The sequence below is a fragment of the Methylophaga sp. UBA3613 genome (assembly GCF_002375415.1).
Lineage (GTDB): Bacteria > Pseudomonadota > Gammaproteobacteria > Nitrosococcales > Methylophagaceae > Methylophaga.
This window is the reverse complement of sequence record NZ_DFLS01000005.1, coordinates 236,843-255,004: the sequence shown is the minus strand read 5'-3', so window position 1 is coordinate 255,004 and position 18,162 is coordinate 236,843. Positions and strand designations below refer to the sequence as shown.

16 protein-coding genes are annotated in these 18,162 nt (G+C 44.1%); 7 read left to right on the top strand and 9 right to left on the bottom strand.

Features of this window, described 5'->3' with window-relative positions; all coding sequences use genetic code 11:
* Positions 1-32 precede the first annotated feature (32 nt).
* The 5 genes from B3S93_RS06155 to B3S93_RS06135 all read right to left on the bottom strand — a co-directional run bounded on the left by B3S93_RS06155 (position 33) and on the right by B3S93_RS06135 (position 7,087).
* Positions 33-557, bottom strand: a complete 525-nt coding sequence (locus B3S93_RS06155; protein WP_292354327.1) for a peroxiredoxin — start codon at positions 555-557, stop codon at positions 33-35.
* 122 nt (positions 558-679) lie between these two features.
* Positions 680-2,878 carry an EAL domain-containing protein gene (locus B3S93_RS06150; RefSeq protein WP_292354329.1) on the bottom strand — a complete coding sequence of 733 codons (2,199 nt, stop codon included), beginning with the start codon at positions 2,876-2,878 and terminating at the stop codon, positions 680-682.
* An 11-nt stretch (positions 2,879-2,889) separates the two neighbouring features.
* Entirely contained in the window at positions 2,890-5,859 is a 2,970-nt protein-coding gene (locus B3S93_RS06145; protein ID WP_292354331.1) for a hybrid sensor histidine kinase/response regulator, read from the bottom strand.
* Between the two features lie 230 nt (positions 5,860-6,089).
* Entirely contained in the window at positions 6,090-6,650 is a 561-nt protein-coding gene (locus B3S93_RS06140; RefSeq protein WP_292354333.1) for a 5-formyltetrahydrofolate cyclo-ligase, read from the bottom strand.
* On the bottom strand, positions 6,647-7,087 hold the full coding sequence (locus tag B3S93_RS06135; RefSeq protein ID WP_292354334.1) for an RrF2 family transcriptional regulator: 441 nt from the start codon (positions 7,085-7,087) through the stop codon (positions 6,647-6,649). Before B3S93_RS06135 ends, B3S93_RS06140 begins: the two co-directional genes overlap by 4 nt.
* 87 nt (positions 7,088-7,174) lie before the next feature.
* Between B3S93_RS06135 and hmpA the strand changes: the two genes are divergently transcribed.
* The 4 genes from hmpA (at position 7,175) to B3S93_RS06115 (ending at position 10,056) form a co-directional block, all read left to right on the top strand.
* Positions 7,175-8,392 carry an NO-inducible flavohemoprotein gene (hmpA, locus tag B3S93_RS06130; RefSeq protein ID WP_292403585.1) on the top strand — a complete coding sequence of 406 codons (1,218 nt, stop codon included), beginning with the start codon at positions 7,175-7,177 and terminating at the stop codon, positions 8,390-8,392.
* A gap of 89 nt (positions 8,393-8,481) precedes the next feature.
* A complete protein-coding gene (locus B3S93_RS06125) occupies positions 8,482-9,213 on the top strand; it encodes an HPP family protein (RefSeq protein ID WP_292354337.1) in 732 nt (243 codons plus the stop codon).
* Positions 9,214-9,282: 69 nt separating this feature from the next.
* Positions 9,283-9,600: a PepSY domain-containing protein gene (locus tag B3S93_RS06120; RefSeq protein WP_292354339.1), complete on the top strand. Its 318-nt coding sequence runs from the start codon at positions 9,283-9,285 to the stop codon at positions 9,598-9,600.
* Between the two features lie 150 nt (positions 9,601-9,750).
* Positions 9,751-10,056 carry a PepSY domain-containing protein gene (locus B3S93_RS06115; RefSeq protein ID WP_292403587.1) on the top strand — a complete coding sequence of 102 codons (306 nt, stop codon included), beginning with the start codon at positions 9,751-9,753 and terminating at the stop codon, positions 10,054-10,056.
* 466 nt (positions 10,057-10,522) lie between these two features.
* Here B3S93_RS06115 and B3S93_RS06110 read toward each other — a convergent pair whose 3' ends face one another.
* The 4 genes from B3S93_RS06110 to B3S93_RS06095 all read right to left on the bottom strand — a co-directional run bounded on the left by B3S93_RS06110 (position 10,523) and on the right by B3S93_RS06095 (position 14,500).
* Positions 10,523-11,848, bottom strand: a complete 1,326-nt coding sequence (locus B3S93_RS06110) for a sensor histidine kinase (protein WP_292354343.1) — start codon at positions 11,846-11,848, stop codon at positions 10,523-10,525.
* A complete protein-coding gene (locus B3S93_RS06105) occupies positions 11,845-12,507 on the bottom strand; it encodes a response regulator transcription factor (RefSeq protein ID WP_292354344.1) in 663 nt (220 codons plus the stop codon). The genes B3S93_RS06110 and B3S93_RS06105 overlap by 4 nt, the downstream gene beginning before the upstream one ends.
* Before the next feature lie 2 nt (positions 12,508-12,509).
* Positions 12,510-12,830 (bottom strand): PepSY domain-containing protein, encoded by a 321-nt coding sequence (locus tag B3S93_RS06100; RefSeq protein WP_292403590.1) that lies wholly within the window; start codon positions 12,828-12,830, stop codon positions 12,510-12,512.
* An 86-nt stretch (positions 12,831-12,916) separates the two neighbouring features.
* The gene (locus tag B3S93_RS06095; protein ID WP_292354348.1) at positions 12,917-14,500 is read right to left on the bottom strand and encodes a methyl-accepting chemotaxis protein; all 1,584 of its coding nucleotides are present in this window, start codon (positions 14,498-14,500) and stop codon (positions 12,917-12,919) included.
* Between the two features lie 267 nt (positions 14,501-14,767).
* On the opposite strand from B3S93_RS06095, the gene cfa reads away from it, so the two are divergent.
* From cfa to B3S93_RS06080, 3 genes are all read left to right on the top strand, one after another.
* Positions 14,768-15,955, top strand: coding sequence for a cyclopropane fatty acyl phospholipid synthase (gene cfa / locus B3S93_RS06090; RefSeq protein ID WP_292354349.1), 1,188 nt, complete (start codon positions 14,768-14,770; stop codon positions 15,953-15,955).
* 140 nt (positions 15,956-16,095) lie between these two features.
* Complete coding sequence (locus B3S93_RS06085; protein ID WP_292354351.1) at positions 16,096-17,553, top strand: catalase; 1,458 nt, start codon at positions 16,096-16,098, stop codon at positions 17,551-17,553.
* A gap of 65 nt (positions 17,554-17,618) precedes the next feature.
* Entirely contained in the window at positions 17,619-18,089 is a 471-nt protein-coding gene (locus tag B3S93_RS06080) for a Dps family protein (protein ID WP_292354352.1), read from the top strand.
* Positions 18,090-18,162: the final 73 nt, after the last annotated feature.

Genomic DNA, 18,162 nt, shown 5'->3' with positions numbered 1-18,162 from the left:
CACAGGTCCGGTGTAATGTGGCTAATACAGCATTATTGTTTATTCAAATAATCCAGCATGGTATCCACGCCGCTGACTTCAAACGGGTCATCAGGGCAATTATCCATCTTGCCTGGCTCAGCAAAAAGTTTTTTCACTTCACCATCCACCACATGCATTGAGTAACGCCATGAACGCTCACCAAAGCCCAGGTTTTCTTTTTTCACCAGCATGTTCATGCCACGGGTAAATTCACCATTACCATCCGGCAGCAATTTGACTTTTTTCACGTCCTGACGTTTGCCCCATTGGAACATGGTGAAAGCATCATTTACGGACAGACAATAAACTTCATCAATGCCTTTTGCTTTCAGCTCATCATAGTGTTCTTCATAACCTGGCAAGTGGGTACTTGAACAGGTCGGGGTAAACGCACCAGGCAATGCGAAGACGATGACACTTTTACCTTTGAAAATTTCATCGGTCGTAACATCCTGCCAGCGGAAAGGGTTATCGCCACCAATACTTTCATCTCTTACACGGGTTTTAAAAACGACATTAGGTACTCGTTGAGTCATGTTGTTAATCTCCTTTTTTGGGGTAGTGGTTTCCTGAACATTTATTCAGTTATGAGCAGTGTAGCGGAACAATAATGATTAATAAAACAACTTATTTCGGTTTTATTAATCGGTAAAAGCGATTAATCTTGGGTCTGACTATTGATATCAATCGCCATATTCAATTGTTGTCCACTACGCTTGTTTCTATACATTGCTTCGTCAGCCAGCGTGTAAAGCTGTTGTAAATCGTAATCGCTTAATGATTTTGTGGTCGTGATACCAAAGCTGTAATGTAAGCGAATATCACTATGGATGGACTGATTGTAGGAGTCTACCGTGTTGGATAGCCGCTGCAGAATGGCGGTTTGATCGGTATCGTTCTGATTGACCATCAACACAACAAATTCATCTCCTCCAATACGACCGATTAAATCCGAATCACGAAAAGTGCTATTTAATAACGTTGAGAATTGCAGTAAGGCATTATCGCCAGCCTGATGACCATGGCCATCATTGATTTGTTTGAAGTTGTCCAGATCAAAATAGATCAGCGACGCTTCACAGTCCTGATTACGGCACATTTGCAGAATATGATTGGCCCTGAATTCGAAGCCTCTTCTATTGAGCAAGCCCGTTAAATGATCTTCACACAGCAGCTGATTGGTGGCGATTTCTTCTTCTACCATTAACGCCAGTTCACCTAATAATCGGGAATCCCGTTCACTGATATAACGTGGTTTATGATCAATCAGGCATAACGCACCCAATTTTTCACCACCGGGGGCTCGGAATGGAAAACCGGCATAAAATCTTATATGAGGCTTATTCACCACCAAAGGATTATCATTGAAACGAATATCAAGGGTTGCATCGTTCACGATAAAACTTTTTTCCTGCTCGATCGTATAATTGCAAAAAGCCTGTTCTCGAGGGGTTTCAGACGCATCTAATCCAACTTTTGATTTAAACCACTGTCTTTCATCATCTAGTAAGGTAATCAGCGCGATCGGTACATCGAACATGCGTTTTGCTAAACGGGTAATTCGATCAAATCGCTGTTCAGCAGGCGTGTCCATAATTTTCAAGGATTCAAGCGCTTTCAGTCGCTGTTGTTCCAGTGCCAGTTTGCGCTGTTGTAGCCATTGGCCAATCTGATCGGCGGGGACCGGCCTGCCAATAAAAAATCCCTGGGCTTTATCGCAACCTTGCTTTTGCAGAAACTGTAGCGTGGCATAGTCTTCAATGCCTTCAGCAATTACTTTCATATCCAGGCTGTGGGCCAATTCGATGATCGCCTGAATGACCAGTCTTGATTCTCGTGACTGTTGTGCCGTCATTACAAACGATTTATCGACTTTTACTTCGGAGAACGGCATCCGTACCAGTTGCAACATCGACGAAAAACCCGTTCCAAAGTCATCAATGGACAGTTGAAATCCCTTCATCCTTAACCGGGTCAGAATATCCAGAGATGCAACGGGATCATCCATTGCGCCGGTCTCGGTGAGTTCAAGCATGATGGTGTGAAGTTTTACGTCATGAGAGTCACACAATGCTTCAATCTGATTAAACAGCGTCAGATTGCGTAGTGATAAAGCAGAAATATTGATGGAGCAAAGAAGTTGATGGGACTGAGGGGTGCCCGGATTTATTCGTTGTTGCTGGCAAAACTGTCTAAACCACGGTAAAGCCTGTTCGAAAACCAGAATGGTTAAATCATCAATCAGATTATTTTGCTCGGCAATGGCAATAAAGACATCCGGAGCAATAAATCCGTATTCCTTATGACTCCACCTTGCTAGCGCCTCAAAACCCACTAATTCACCGCTGGTGCAGTCTACTTTGGGTTGATACGCCAACGTAATTTCCCGGTTGGTAATTGCCTGAGCAACATCTGTGGCTGTAATGGCTGGGACACTGGAAGATGATTGCAGCTGTTGGCCATCAAGCAAATCAATCGCATTAAGTGATGGCAAGTCAATCATTTCACGGAAAGCTTTTGGATTAAAGGGTTTCGGTAAAATTCCGACAATGTTCAATCCATGTGCTGCCGCTGAGCGGGCGGCGGCCTGTAAAACCTGATGGCCAACCCCGCTGGTAATAATGATTTTGGCAGTGACCAGTTGCTCCCCCAATGCCCCCAGAACTTCTACCCCATCCATATCGGGCATAATCAGGTCTAATGCAATATGAGTAGGCTGCCACTCATTAAGTAAATTGAAAAAATTAATTGCATTGGTGGTCACTTTCACTGACATACCAGCGTATTCGGCAACATTGCGGATGGTCTCTCCGGTCAGTTGGTCGTCATCCAGTATCAACAGTTTATGATCCGACATCTATTAATCTCTCAGGTCTTGTAGGTCAGCATTTGTGCGACTCTGTTCAAAAGTGCTGCACGATGATATGGCTTATTCAAAATAGGAATACTGCCATTCTGTTTTTCTTCGTCGGTCAGTGCTTTCTCCGTATAGCCCGAGGTATAGAGCACGGGAAGTGTTTGTCGAAGTTGTTTTGCCTGTTTTGCCAGCTCATGTCCGCTAATACCGCCGGGCATCAGTACATCGGTGAACAGTAAATCAATTTGCTGTGCCGACGCAAGCCAGTTTAAAGCCTGATGCCCATCAGCTGCTGCAAGCACCTGATAACCCGCATCCCGCAGCTGTGAAATAGCATAATGTCTGACCAGATCATTGTCTTCTACAACCAGAATGGTTTGTTTGGAGTGTTGTACTGTTGTCGGAGAATCAATCTCCTGCAGGACAGGTGCTGGCGACACCATCTCATTATGAGGAAGAAATAACTGGAATCGTGTTCCCCGCCCGGGCTCAGACTGTACCTGGATGTGACCGCCGGACTGTTTGATAAAGCCAAATACCATGCTTAATCCCAAACCACTGCCTTTTCCTGCTGGCTTAGTGGTGAAAAAAGGTTCAAATACCTTATCCAGCAAATCCTGGGAAATTCCTTCCCCATTATCCATTACATCAATTTTGACGTATTCGCCTGCCTTAAGTTCGTTCGCTGAGGTTTGTTGATCCGTGGGAAGATTAAATCGCTCTGTGCTGATCATTAGTTTGCCACCCTCAGGCATGGCGTCTCGAGCATTAATGGTCAGATTTAATAAACTACTCTCCAGTTGAACGGGATCAATCATGACGGGCCAGATATCGCTATTAAGATTGAGATCCAACTCGTATTTTTGCCCTAATGAGCTTCGTAATAAAGCCTCAATATTACGTATTAACATATTGATATTAACGGCTTCGGGCGAGAGTGGCTGGCGTCTGGCAAAAGCCAGTAGATTACTGGTCAAACGTGCGCCTCGATCCGCTGCACTGCTGATAAGTTTTGCCAGAGGCTGTAAAGCGGGTTTATCGGCCAGCTCATCGATTAATATTTCGGTATTCCCGGTAATAACGGTCAATAAGTTATTAAAATCATGGGCAATACCACCGGTTAACTGCCCAATGGCCTCCATCCGCTGCGCCAGTTGTAACTGTTTCTGTAAATGCCTTTCTTCAGTTATATCGCGCTCAACGGATACCCAATGGGTATACCAGCCTGCGGTCAGGCCAATGGGAACACTATTCAGCTCCAGCACAATTTCACGACCACTTTTATGATACTGGGTTAATTGAGCACGAAATGGCTGCCAGGTGCTGTAAGCCGCTTTAATTTTTTGAAGTTCATTTTTTTCGGTTTTCGGGCCATGCAAAATTTTCAGGCTTTTACCGATCACTTCCTGACGGCTGTAACCGGTTATACGTTCAAACGCGTTGTTCACAAAAACGATATTTGCCTTTTCTTGGGCAAAACGTGAAGCTTCAGTAATAATCACTACATCATTAAGTTGTGATACCGCACTTCGTAACAACTTCAGTTCTTCCGCTTCCCGGCGTTGTCGAGTAATGTCCCGCAGATAAACGGTAAGCCCTTTGGTTGAGGGGTATATCCTGATATCCAGCCATAACTGTTTTGCTTCGTACAGATGCTCAAAGGACATCACCTGTTGCTGCATTAGTGCCAATGACAATTTTTTTACCAGCGAGCCACTGCGATCAATATCAGTATTTTCGATACCTTTTTTATCCAGCAGTTGCGAATGGGGAATATTAAATAAAGCCACCGCCTGATTATTCACATAGTTAAACCGTAAATCAGTACTTAAGGTGAAAAAGGCATCGGTGATACTGTCCAGAGTATTCTGCAACTGCTGTGATAAGGCCTCACTCTGTTGTTGCAACAGTTTGGTTTGATGAATATTAATGCTCGAACCGTACCACTTTACGACTTTTCCCTGCTCGTTGCGGATGGCACTGGCTTGAGCCAGAAACCAAATATATTCATTATCAAACCGCCGTAATCGGAACTCATCAGAGTAGGCGACCCCTGTTCTCATTGAATGAGACCAGCGTTCACGCGCAGCAGTTTGATCATCGGGGTGCACCAGTTCAAACCAGTTGTGAAGTATATCGGGTTCTGGTTTGCCAAAAAATTCAACGGCAAAACGGGAAACAGAGTCAAGCATCCCTTCAGCAGTCACCGTCCACATAAACTGGAGCGTTGTTTCAGCCATATAGTGAGAACGCCGCTGTTCTTCGATCAGATTGGCTTCTACCAGTTTACGATCATGCACATCCTGAATGACGCCCTGCACATGCGAAGGGAATTGCTGGTCTGGATAGGCCATTATTCTTAGCCGTCTAGGATTGTTCTGATGGGTGAGTGTGAATTCACCATCCATCGCATGTTTAGTGTTCAGCGTGGCATTTATTGCCTGATTCAACGCTGCTTGTTGATTATCCGTAAACAAGGAAACAAATTGCTTTTGTGAGAGCTGGCTGGGGTATTTTTGATTTAACAGCATGGCTGCTTCAGGGCTTAGTTGGATGAGTCCTGTTTTATCCAGCTGCCAATAACCCAGTTTAGCGATGTCTGCAGCAAGTTTGAGCTGTTGTTGATTTTTAGTCTGTTGCTGATGTGAGCGAATGATATAGCTGCTAAGCAGAAAAATCGCCATTAATGCGAATGTCGCCAATGTCCGATTTGCGACAAACTGAGTTTGTAAAATGGCCTGCTGGCCCTCCGGCATGATCAATATGCCAGACCAGACGAATAACAAACTGATCAAAAACGTTATGCTTAATCGACGAAGACTGCCGCCAGCACTAGCCAGCATAAGGATAGGGGTATATAGAATACCGTGCGCAAAACCCGGGACCGTTAAACGGTCTGCCAAAAACACCAGAATCAGCAATAGAAAAAGCAGTCCATCAAATATCGAACTGTTTAAAAAACGGCTTAGGCTCTGACTCATATATAGATGACTCCAGTCATCCAGCTCTGGGTGACGAAAAAGCAATGAACCTACGAATATACGTTATTAAAAATTAACGTCACATGTTTTAGGATTTGTTTATATTTATTGCTGCCTTGTTAGGCGAAAAAATAGTCTCAAGCAGTGGTGGATATGAAAGATAAACAAGCCCTAGCATTGAGTATACAAAAATGTAATAGCCAGGCTTTATTAACTTAACGCAGAATAACTTATGAAAAGATTTTTTCTTCGGTAACAATTCTATCCATCGGCACATCATGCGGTTGAGCATTGATGTTGTCGAGTAACATCCACTGAAAACCAATGCCAATACTAAACGGTTTAACAGGACTGGCAAGAGTACGATCATAAAAACCACCCCCATTGCCCAAGCGATGTAAATCACTATCAAATCCCACCAGTGGAATGATCAGCACATCAGGCTTTACGATGGGTGTGTTTTGAGGCACCGGAATATCCCAGATTTCAGCCTGCATAATGGATTCCGGACGCCATTGCCGAAATTGCAAAGCTTCTTTAGGGCCAATAATCTTCGGCAAGGCGGCTTGCCAACCTTGCTCGATAAGGCCGCAAATGAAATCCCGGCAATCTATTTCACCGCGTACCGGCCAGTAAAAACCAATAGTGCCCTTGGGCAAGGGATCCAGTATGGTCTGTAATTTATCAAATAAAGCTACCTGATGAATCAGGCGAAGATCATTTGCAGTGTCTAAACGCTGTTGCGTTAACCGATAGCGTTGTTCATTGCGCCACTCTTGCCAGGTAGTCATGCAGATTCCGGTATTTCCAGTAATTCTTGCAGACGGTCCTTATTGAATACCACATCGGCTAGTGTGTAATCGTCCAGTACGTTCAGGAAGGCGGCCTGGGCTTTATGCAGAGCATTTCTCAATATGCAGGCAGGTTGAATAGGACAGGCGATTTCATCACCGAAACAGGGAAGTAATTGCAGGTTTTCAGTTTTCCGGACCAGTTTTCCTATACCGATATCATTGATTGGTAAAGCCAGTTTCAAGCCACCCCCACGACCTCGATGGCTCACAATATAACCATGCTGAACCAGCGTTTGAGCGACTTTTGCAAGATGATTGGATGAAATACCGAATCGTGTCGCCGCATCCTGAATGGTTGCAGCTTGCTTACCATGATGTATTGCCAGATAGACCAGTAATCGAAGCGCATAATCGGTATGCGTTGTCAGTTGCATTATTCGTTGACTCCTAAAAGATGGATCAATACTATGTGTTTTTAAATAGGTATGTAAAATGCCTGTTTAGCTAATAGGAGTTCGGCAATGAAGCCTGAAACTTTCGATATTATTCATCAAACCGTGCCTTTACTGGAGCAGCATGGCGAACAATTAGCAGACTGTTTTTACAAAAATATGTTCCGTAATAACCCGGAAGTAAACGTTTTTTTCAATCCAGCTCATCAACAATCAGGTGCCCAGCAACACGCTTTGGCTTCAGTCATCTGTGCCTATGCCCGGCACATTGATAACCCCGGCCAATTGCGACAAGCGCTTGAGGTTATTTTTCATAAACATGTTTCTCTGGGGATAAAACCTGAACATTACCCTATCGTAGGAAATAATTTGTTATTAACGCTTCGTGAAGTTCTTGGCGAAGCGGCAACGACTGAGGTGATTGAGAGTTGGACAGAGGCTTATGGTGTTTTAGCCGGTATTTTTATCGACAGAGAAGATGATTTATATCAGCAACAGCTGATCAAACATGGCTGGAATGGCTTTAAGGCTTTCACCCTGATTCGACGTCATTCAGAAAGCAGCAACATTACTTCTTTCTATCTGCGACCAACTGATAATAAGTCGTTAAAGGCTTATCTGCCGGGGCAATTTATTACGCTGAAAATTCAACTGGCCGACGGTAGCCAGGCGATGCGGAATTATAGTTTGTCTTCAGCTCCGAGAGAAGATCACTATCGAATCAGCGTCAAAAAACATGCCGGTGAGTTGCCAGATCATCCTGGCGGGGTAGTCTCCAACAGATTGCATGATAACGTGCAGGTAGGTGACCAGCTGCTACTGGCCCCCCCCATTGGAAACTTTATATTAAGGATGCCCGAAGCAGTCAATATGCCCTTGGTGTTTATTGCTGGTGGAGTGGGAATAACGCCTTTACTTGCCATGCTGCATTGGGGTTTGGCCCATGAACCAGATCGTTCATTTACACTGATACAGTTAGCTAAAAATAATGACGTTCTGCCATTTTATGAAGAACTCTCAGTACTAGCGCGTACCTACCCAAATTTTCAATGGCATATTCGTCTCAGCCAGTCTTCCGGTTCTCAATCACTGTATTTGCATGATAGTGAAGGCTATATAGACAAAGCGTTGCTGGATCTCCTGGTACCAGAGTCTGAGGCGAATTATTACCTGTGCGGGCCTGCCGCAATGATGCGAACCACAATGGCCATATTAAAAGAGCGTGGCGTTGATAGTTCATCAATAGCTGCCGAATTTTTCGGGCCTTCCCAATACTTAAGAGACTGAAACCCAGGTATTTATTCCGTAGGTATCCGCTTAATGGTAACGAAGCCATTAAGAGGAATTATCAATTTAACCAAAGACATGACAAAGCAATGAAGCTATCCGACAGGCTGCAAAAGTGGCAGCAACGTTTATTACAAACTCACCCAAAACTTAAAGAAAAGCTAAATGCCAGTTTAGGAGCATTTACGGCAATCTGGCTGCTTATGACACTTCTCAGCCAATTACAAATGACGATGGAAATGGAGTTGCTGGTACTTGCATCAATGGGCGCCTCTACATTCTTATTATTTGTAGTGCCACATAGTCCAATGGCTCAACCCTGGCCGTTAATGGCGGGTCATTTAATCGCTGCTGTAATGGGAGTGAGTTGTAACTATTGGATAGCTGAGCCGGTGTTGGCAACTGCCATGGCGGTGGGCTTGGCGGTGTTTTTCATGCATTTTCTGCATGCCCTTCATCCGCCTGCAGCCGCGACAGCAATGATTGCGGTTATTGGCATGCCGGAGCACAGCAGTATTGCATGGTTTTTTGTTTATGCTGTTGTCACTATCAACGCAGGAAGCCTGCTTGTTTTGTCTTTACTGATTAATAATCTGTTGCCGGGACGCCACTATCCGCATCGTGATAACCATCATAAACACCACGATCAATTCATAAAACAGAAAGATAAAACCACGTTATTAAATGAAGAAGATTTTCATTGGGCGCTTTCCCAAATGGAGGCTGTCATTGATGTCTCTGAAACAGACCTGATAGATTTATATGAGTTTGCTTCAGAGCATGCAGAGAAAAGAAATTTAAACCAGAAAATGAAAAATTAATGTTATTCAGTTTGATTTAAGTTTGGTTTTGTAAAGTGGGCTCACCTTAATCGGAAAGGAGTACCAAAAATGAAAAAACTAAACAAAATGACTCTGGCAACTATACTTGCATCAGCCTTAACGTTTTCAACGGCAGCTGTTGTTGCAGATGATGATCCAGCCACTATGCAAATGAAAGCAGAAAAATTTGGCTTAATCAGCAGTGAAGAAGCTAAAAATATTGCGTTAAATGAAAAATCCGGCGTGGTTACAGATATCGAATTAGACAGTATTGATAACGGCGGCGGTTGGGAATACGAAGTTGAAGTTGTTCAGGAAGATGGCACTGAATGGGATATTGATGTTCATGCCAAAACCGGTGAACTTCGCAAAGTCGAACGTGATTGATAGTTAATTCTATCTTGATGTAAAAAGCAGCGGCCCGTCTTTGACGGGCCGTTTTTTTATCTATAACAAATATAAAATAAAGTTAAAATTCAGTTTTAATTAATTTTACTTTTATATCTTTAGAAATTCTTAATAAAAAAGAGGTCAAAGATGAAAAGTTTAGTGTTATTTTCGGTTGTTTCTGTAATGAGTTTTCCCGTTTTGGCAGATGATTTACATGAGATAAAAACAAAAAGTGAACAACTCGGTTTGATTAGTATAGAGGAAGCAAAATCTATTGCGCTAGAAGCCAAGCCAGGCATCATTGATGATATTGACTTGGAGAACCGTGCATTTTTTGGTGGATGGGATTATGAAATGGAAGTGCTGGGTAAAGATGGCAAGGAATGGGATATTTATATCAATGCAGAAACCGGTGAAGTCAGAAAAGTCAGTCGAGATTGGGACTTGTTCTAAAGCATTTTTTAGGACTTGTTGATCTTTCATATCCCCAGCCCTGCGGGTTGTGACTGAAAAAGCGCCACTTATGTCCACGGATGGACAGGCCGCTATCGCTATCCCTGCTACCGCGGCATTTGGGCATCCTTGCCCATCATATGCCGGCGCGCCAAGGAGGCGCGCGCCGGTCTGCGTGGCCTACATGGATGTAGGTCAGGGGCGTGAGCAGGATGCGGAAGCTTTGCTCGTTACTTATTTAGAATAACTACAAAAACGTCAGGACAAGCAATGTTCCAGACATTGCTTTTGCATACACTCCATCCATGGAGATAAACGTTTGTGAGCGCAAGCCCCTCCGGGGTGAGATACATGGATGTATCTCACAAAAGGCGCTCCTCGTGCCTTGATTGACGCTTTTTCAGCTCACAAAAGAGGCGGAGATGAAAGATCAACAAGTCCTAGGGAATCCGCCGAGGCGGGTTCCTTATACAATTAATGGCAGTCGGACTTCCACTTTCAATCCGCCCATCGCAGAACGACTGAACAACATTTCGCCGCTATAACTTTCTACTATGTCAGACACAATGGCCAGCCCAAGCCCACTCCCAGGTACCGACTCATCAGCTCTGAAGCCTCGTTGTGGTAGTTGTGACAATTTACTTTCATCACAGCCCTGACCATCATCTTCAACCACAAAATAACAATAATGGTTTTGATAAACAGTAATATTGACGCGTTTACGACACCATTTACAGGCATTTTCCAGCAGATTACCCAGCATCTCTAGCAAATCTTCCCGATCACCAAAAAACTGTAAATCAGGTTCAATTTCCCAGTCGATAACGGGTGATTTATCTCGATAAAGTAACTGTAAGGTCCTGCTCAGCTCAGCAATCTCATGTTCCAGATCGACTTTTTGACCCGGCATCGGCGAACCTAGTAAACGGGCACGTTTTAATTCTCTTTCGATGGTTTGTCCCATATCCCGGCTGACCTGATGTAATGCTTTTTGCATATTCGGAAGCGTTTTCAGTTCGCTACTTTCAGCGGTTTGATTCAATAGCGTAAGACGTGTTTTTAGAGCATGTGCCAGATTACCTAATGCAGCACGTGAGCGTTGGGTTTTGCGAGTCATGGTCACCAATAAACGGTTCAGCTCTTGTATCATGGGCTGAATCTCTTCAGGCCCCTGAGTTTCAATTTTTTCCGTTTCACCTCTACGTAATCTTGAGAGTTGTTGCTGGAGGCGTTGTAAAGGTTGTAATGCTTTGCCAACGATCAACCACTGAATTATCAGCAGAACAATCAGACCAATACCTGATACCAGTGAATACAGCATCTGAAAATGCGATATATCTTCATTCAGTTCACTGATATTTTGCCCCACCATAATGGTCAGGCTTTGTCCTTGCTTGAAATAGCCACGTTGCAGGCTGAACAGTCTTTCCTCATTCGGTCCATCGATTAATGTTTGGCGTTTCTGTCCACTGGCAAGTTGTTCGATGGTTAATGATTCATCCCATAAAGATCGCGACTGTTTACAGATTTTTTCAGTACACACTACATAGTAATGACCAGAAAACGGTCGTTGATACAAACTGCTGAGACGAAGCGAGCTTAGGTCGAAGGAACCGTCAGGATTAATTTCGACGCTAGCCAGCAGCCCTTCAGTCTCGCTTTCCAACCGTTCCAGGAGTTGTGTTTCGGTAACACGTTCAATGACCAGCGTTATAAGTGCCCATTGCAGCAAAATTAACAGGCTGAGAGTAAACGTCAGACCAATCGACAGTCGGCGTTTTAGTGAGCTCATGCCGATCCGAAAATATAGCCTTGCCCACGACGGGTTTGAATCAAATCTGTGCCTACCTTCTGGCGTAGTCGGTTGACATACACTTCAATAACATTGCTGTCTCTATCACTGTCATATTCATAGACATGTTCCGTCAGTCGGCTTTTCGAAATAACCTGGCCTGGATGCAACATAAAATAGCGTAACAGTCGGAATTCCGTCCCAGTTAAGTTAAAAAAACGGCCATCTTTTAATTTAACGGACTGGGCATCTTCATCAAGCAGTAATCCGGCGACCTGTAATGGTCCTCCACTGGTACCTGAACTACGTTTCAGCACCGCACTGATTCGAGCCAATAGTTCTTCTGTTTGAAACGGCTTAGCAACGTAATCATCAGCGCCGGCTTTAAAGCCCTGCACCTTTTCTTCCCAGCTGCCTCTTGCTGTCAGGATAACCACGGGCACATGATTGTTGCGATGACGCCAGTTTTGCAAAACTTCCATCCCGGAACGTTTCGGTAAACCCAGATCCAGAACAATCAGATCATAGGGCTCAATATCGCCAAGGGCTTCAGCATCAATGCCATCGACAGACAAATCAACGGCATAACCTGCTTGTGATAATGCATTCTGTAGCGTTGGCCCCATCAGCACATCATCTTCAACCAGCAATATCCGCATGTTTAATCGTCCAGTTCGAGTTCGAGCAAGTCGCCATTTGTTGCGTCAAATTCAAGTTCCCAAACCCGTCCTTGATCATCCAGTATTTCAATTTCGTAGACCAGCAAACTGTCATCCCGCTCAAGCTCTGTATCAATAACTTCGCCTTTACGATAGTTATTGGCGGTTTCAAGAATGCTTTCTAATGGCAGAATCTTTCCGGACTCACGCAGCATTCGTGCTTCAGAATGACTGACATCATCAGCCAGCACAGGGCTGGGGAGCAGCCCTGAAACAAGCGCCAAGCCTATTAAATGTAATGCCGATGAAATTGAACGTTGCATAATTTTCCCAAAAAAGCCCTTGTGGTTAACATGGATGGTATCGAATCAGCCTTAATTTAAGCTTAACTGTTTCTGCAGAAATTAACTTACCCCTGTTGGAATCGTTTAATCATATCGCTCATATGATGTGATTGAGTTGAAAGACCATTGGCAGCGTTATCTGCTATTTCAGCACCGTGTGTTACCTGAGCTGCACTTTCATTCACCTGCACAATATTTCGGTTTATATCCTCACTGACACTGCTTTGTTCTTCAACAGCAGTGGCTATTTGCGTATTCAATTCATTGATATTGCTGACTTCATTAGCGATAGTTTCCAGCGCCTGAATCGAGGATTTAACATGCAGCTCACTGGTTTCACTGGTTTGCTGGCTTTGTTCCATTACCACAACAGCTTGTTTGACCGCGCCATTAAGCTTGCCGATTAAATCCTGAATTTGCTGGGTAGAAAGCTGCGTTTTGCTGGCCAGTGAGCGGACCTCTTCAGCAACGACAGCAAAACCACGCCCATGTTCTCCTGCACGTGCTGCTTCGATGGCGGCATTCAATGCCAGCAAATTGGTTTGATCAGCAATGCTGGTAATGACCTCAATGATCTGACCGATATTACGAGTGTCTTTATCCAGCTGAGCAACCACGGAAGAAATATTCCCAATGGCAGTGCTCAGATCGCTTAACGAGTTCACCGCCTTAGAGGCACTGCTTACGCCATTTTTCGAGAGTTCATCTGTTTCGCGAGCCTTGGTGGCAGCATAGGCGGCATTATTAGCTACTTCCTGAATACTGGCTGTCATTTCAGTCATTGCAGTGGCGACTTCTTCCATACGCATGGATTGCTGGCGAATAGCTGTTTGAATATCAGTCACTGAACGGGCGCTTTCATCCGCTTCATGTTCGATACTGGATGCAGAATCCCGGATCCGGCCCAAAGTCGTTCCAAGCCGGCCACGTAAGAATTCGGTTGGCAACTGGATTTGGCCAATCTCATCTGAACGACCGGTATAGATCAATGCCATCAGTGGATTATCAATTTCCTGTCGCGCTTTTTCTGCAGCTTGTTTTAAAGGTGAAAAAGCCCAGATGGACAATATAAAAAAAACCGATAAGGCAATGATTAAAGCGGCGGTCATGGCATAAACAGGGGTGGTGCTCAATAATAAACCTGCTACAACAATAGCGCTCAACAAGGCCAGGGTATGCGCGAGCATAAAACGTGTTTTCAGGTCCATCCTTGCCAGGAAGCTGCCATCCCGAGCTGAACCGCCATTATTGACTCGTTGGTAAACTCTTTCAGCTCTGGCAACACGTTCTCGACTCGGTTTGGTGCGAACCGATTCATATCCAGTAACTTCTCCATTATCGATCATTGGGCTTACATAGCCATCCACCCAGTAATGATCGCCATTCTTAGTACGATTTTTGATAATTCCCATCCAGTGATGATTGGATTTCATTGCTTTCCATAAATCATCAAACGCTGCCGGAGGCATTTCTGGATGTCGAATAACATTATGATTTTTATTTAATAATTCATCGGATTCAAAACCGCTGATTTTCTGAAAGGTGTCGTTAAAACTGGTAATAATCCCTTTTAAGCTGGTGGTTGATATGATTTCTTCACCTTCAGGAAAGGCCACCTCGTTATTGGTTATAGGTAGGTTTTTTTTCATGATCTTGCCCTCTGTGGCCCGATTTTTTTATTTTTGTTCAACACTTAATGCGAACTGCCGTTTTTGTACTTTTATTATTATCGGCACTTTCATTGTGGACTTTAAATGAACAGAGGTGAATGGTTTTCGTAATTCATTAAAACTTTTAACTTAATTATCAGAGCAAACAACCAAGCTGAAAAATCAGTAATTACCTTATACAAATCATTTTATTTTTCAGCTATGGTAGGGCTATAAACCCGAAAGAATAGAGGAGAAATACCGTCTATGACTGAATCCACTTCAAAAGTGCCTCACGTAAAGTTGAGTGAGGAACGACAAAGTCAAACGCAAACGGTTTCCCCACCTGCTATTTTAAAAGAGGCAGCTGATCTCGCCGGTGTCAGTTTCAATGGCGATCAGCCTTGGGACATTCAGGTGTTTGATTCAAGAGTTTATCGGCGGATTTTAACGCAGGGTTCTCTCGGGTTTGGCGAAAGCTATATGGATAACATGTGGGAGAGCCATGAACTGGATGAGCTGTTTCACCGCTTACTTAAAGTTGATATCGAAAAACATCTGGGCAGTGTCGCCAAATTCAGACTGTATTTTGAAATCTTTCGCCAGAACCTGTTCAATCGCCAAACCAGCAAACGGGCTTATGAAGTAGGCAAAAAACATTACGACACCGGTAATGATATTTTTCAGGCGATGCTCGACCCCACAATGAGCTATTCCTGTGGGTACTGGGCAGAGGCGGATAATCTGGCCCAGGCCCAAACGCATAAGTTGGATTTGATTTGCAGAAAACTTATGCTTCAACCCGGTGAACGGGTGCTTGAAATTGGCTGTGGCTGGGGCAGTTTTGCTCAATATGCTGCAGAGAATTATGGCGTAGAAGTTCATGGCATTACGATCTCAAAAGAGCAACAAACCCTCGCCCAGGAGCGTTGTGCCGGTTTACCAGTGACGATTGAATTGATGGATTATCGGGATTTAGAAGGGCAATTCGACAAAATTGTGTCTATCGGTATGTTCGAACATGTTGGGCCCAAGAATTATCCGATCTATTTTGACAGTGCAATGAAACTGCTCAAACCCGAAGGACTGTTCCTACTGCACACCATCGGCATTCACGCTACGTCACTTAAAGTGGATCCATGGATTGATAAATACATCTTTCGCAATGGCAAATTACCTTCAGCAGCAGAACTGGCATCAGTCCTTAATAGCCGTTTTGTCATTGAGGACTGGCACAACTTCGGCACTGATTATGACAAAACACTGATGGCGTGGTGGGAAAACTTCGATAAAGCCTGGCCCGATTTATCCACCCATTATGATGAAAGGTTTTACCGTATGTGGAAGTATTATTTGCATAGCTGTGCCGGTTTCTTTCGCTCCAAACAAGGCCAGCTGTGGCAGCTCGTATTAAGTAAACAGGGCCGTGAAGGCGAGTACCGATCTTTAAGATAAGTGATATCGAAAAATTTTGTTTATTGATAAAAGCGATTAATGTTATTGATATTAGTTGTTTTACCGATTCATCTGTTTCGCCTATAGTCATTAAAAACTCACAAAGATGAGTTTTATTTAATGCCCTCAAGGAGGCGAACATGGCAGATAAACAAAAACTTACCACAATTGGTGGTGCACCGGTTGTAGATAACCAGAACAGCATGACAGCTGGCCCTCGTGGCCCGTTATTGATGCAGGATGTCTGGTTTCTGGAAAAAATGGCTCACTTTGATCGTGAGGTGATTCCAGAACGACGGATGCACGCTAAAGGTTCGGGTGCTTTTGGCACGTTTACAGTGACCAACGATATAACCCAATACACTCGTGCTAAAATTTTTGCTGAAGTGGGAAAACAAACGGAATTATTTGCCCGTTTCTCCACTGTTGCCGGTGAAAGAGGGGCGGCAGACGCAGAGCGTGATATTCGTGGCTTTGCCGTTAAGTTCTATACCGAAGAAGGTAACTGGGACATGGTCGGTAATAACACACCGGTGTTTTTCTTGCGTGATCCGTTGAAGTTTCCGGATTTGAATCATGCCGTGAAACGGGATCCCAAGACCAATATGCGTAGCGCGCAGAACAACTGGGATTTCTGGACTTTATTACCAGAAGCGTTACATCAGGTCACGATTGTGATGAGTGATCGCGGTCTGCCGAAAAGTTACCGGCATATGCATGGCTTTGGCAGTCATACCTATAGCTTTATCAATGCCAATAACGAGCGCTTTTGGGTGAAATTTCATTTCAAATGCATGCAGGGTATTGAAAACCTGACCGATGAAGAGGCGGCCAGAGTTGTCGGCGAAGATCGTGAAAGTCATCAAAAGGATTTATTTGAAGCAATTGATCGCGCTGATTATCCTCGCTGGGAATTGAAAGTGCAGGTCATGCCTGAAAAAGATGCGGATACCTATCACGTTCATCCGTTTGATCTGACGAAAGTCTGGCCCCATAAAGATTATCCGCTGATCGATGTTGGTGTAATGGAGCTTAATCGTAATCCAGAAAACTATCATGCAGACGTAGAGCAATCAGCGTTTACACCGGCTAACGTTGTGCCTGGAATTAGCTTTTCGCCAGATAAAATGTTGCATGGACGGTTGTTTTCTTATGGTGACGCCCATAGATATAGGTTAGGGGTTAATCATCATCAGATACCGGTGAATACGCCTAGATGTCCTTATCACAGTTATCATCGCGATGGGGCAATGCGAGTTGATGGCAATTACGGAAGTACTAAAGGCTATGAACCTAATAGCTATGGAGAATGGCAGGAACAACCTGATTTCAGTGAACCACCATTAGCCATCAATGGTGCTGCAGATCATTGGAACTTTAGGGAAGATGATGATGACTACTATTCACAACCCGGTAACTTGTTCCGTTTGATGACGCCAGAGAAACAGCAAGTGCTGTTTGAAAATACTGCTCGGGCAATTGATGGTGCTGATGACGAAGTTAAGAAACGTCATATTCGCAATTGTCTGAAAGCAGATCCTGCCTACGGTAAAGGTGTGGCGGATGCGATTGGTATTTCGCTGAACGATGTGAACTAAACAAATATGGATCATGGACGCCGTGATATCACGGCAGACTTCGAATTTTATCAGGAGGTAAATTTATGAGTTCGATTGATATTGGTATTAATAAGAAAGACAGAGAAAAGGTCGCCGAAGGTTTGAAAAAATTATTGGCAGACACTTACACCCTGTATTTGCAAACCCATAATTTCCATTGGAATGTCACGGGTCCACGCTTTCGTGACCTGCACTTGATGTTTGAAGAACACTACGTCGAGTTGGCTACAGCCGTCGATGATATTGCGGAACGAATCAGAACACTGGGTGTCTCAGCTCCAGGTACTTATAAAGCGTTTGCTGAATTAAGCTCCATCAAGGAAAAAGACGGTGTACCAGATGCGATGGAAATGACCGAAATTCTGACGCATAACCACGAATTAGTGGTGAAAACCTGCCGTGAAGTATTGAAATTGGCAGAAGCAGCAGATGACGAATCTTCGTCGGCATTAGCATCTGACCGTATGCGAATTCATGAAAAAACTGCCTGGATGTTACGGGCAATGACGCAGTAGCAAGTACTTTTTTCTCTCTCAAATTTTAAGACCGCCCTCGGGCGGTCTCTTTTTGTCTGCAATATGGGATTCA

What these genes read in the sequence shown, in the direction of transcription:
- B3S93_RS06155 (WP_292354327.1), bottom strand. Translation starts at nt 557, where the DNA reads ATGACTCAACGAGTACCTAATGTCGTTTTTAAAACCCGTGTAAGAGAT.
- B3S93_RS06150 (WP_292354329.1), bottom strand. Translation starts at nt 2,878, where the DNA reads ATGTCGGATCATAAACTGTTGATACTGGATGACGACCAACTGACCGGA.
- B3S93_RS06145 (WP_292354331.1), bottom strand. Translation starts at nt 5,859, where the DNA reads ATGAGTCAGAGCCTAAGCCGTTTTTTAAACAGTTCGATATTTGATGGA.
- B3S93_RS06140 (WP_292354333.1), bottom strand. Translation starts at nt 6,650, where the DNA reads ATGACTACCTGGCAAGAGTGGCGCAATGAACAACGCTATCGGTTAACG.
- B3S93_RS06135 (WP_292354334.1), bottom strand. Translation starts at nt 7,087, where the DNA reads ATGCAACTGACAACGCATACCGATTATGCGCTTCGATTACTGGTCTAT.
- hmpA (WP_292403585.1), top strand. Translation starts at nt 7,175, where the DNA reads ATGAAGCCTGAAACTTTCGATATTATTCATCAAACCGTGCCTTTACTG.
- B3S93_RS06125 (WP_292354337.1), top strand. Translation starts at nt 8,482, where the DNA reads ATGAAGCTATCCGACAGGCTGCAAAAGTGGCAGCAACGTTTATTACAA.
- B3S93_RS06120 (WP_292354339.1), top strand. Translation starts at nt 9,283, where the DNA reads ATGAAAAAACTAAACAAAATGACTCTGGCAACTATACTTGCATCAGCC.
- B3S93_RS06115 (WP_292403587.1), top strand. Translation starts at nt 9,751, where the DNA reads ATGAAAAGTTTAGTGTTATTTTCGGTTGTTTCTGTAATGAGTTTTCCC.
- B3S93_RS06110 (WP_292354343.1), bottom strand. Translation starts at nt 11,848, where the DNA reads ATGAGCTCACTAAAACGCCGACTGTCGATTGGTCTGACGTTTACTCTC.
- B3S93_RS06105 (WP_292354344.1), bottom strand. Translation starts at nt 12,507, where the DNA reads ATGCGGATATTGCTGGTTGAAGATGATGTGCTGATGGGGCCAACGCTA.
- B3S93_RS06100 (WP_292403590.1), bottom strand. Translation starts at nt 12,830, where the DNA reads ATGCAACGTTCAATTTCATCGGCATTACATTTAATAGGCTTGGCGCTT.
- B3S93_RS06095 (WP_292354348.1), bottom strand. Translation starts at nt 14,500, where the DNA reads ATGAAAAAAAACCTACCTATAACCAATAACGAGGTGGCCTTTCCTGAA.
- cfa (WP_292354349.1), top strand. Translation starts at nt 14,768, where the DNA reads ATGACTGAATCCACTTCAAAAGTGCCTCACGTAAAGTTGAGTGAGGAA.
- B3S93_RS06085 (WP_292354351.1), top strand. Translation starts at nt 16,096, where the DNA reads ATGGCAGATAAACAAAAACTTACCACAATTGGTGGTGCACCGGTTGTA.
- B3S93_RS06080 (WP_292354352.1), top strand. Translation starts at nt 17,619, where the DNA reads ATGAGTTCGATTGATATTGGTATTAATAAGAAAGACAGAGAAAAGGTC.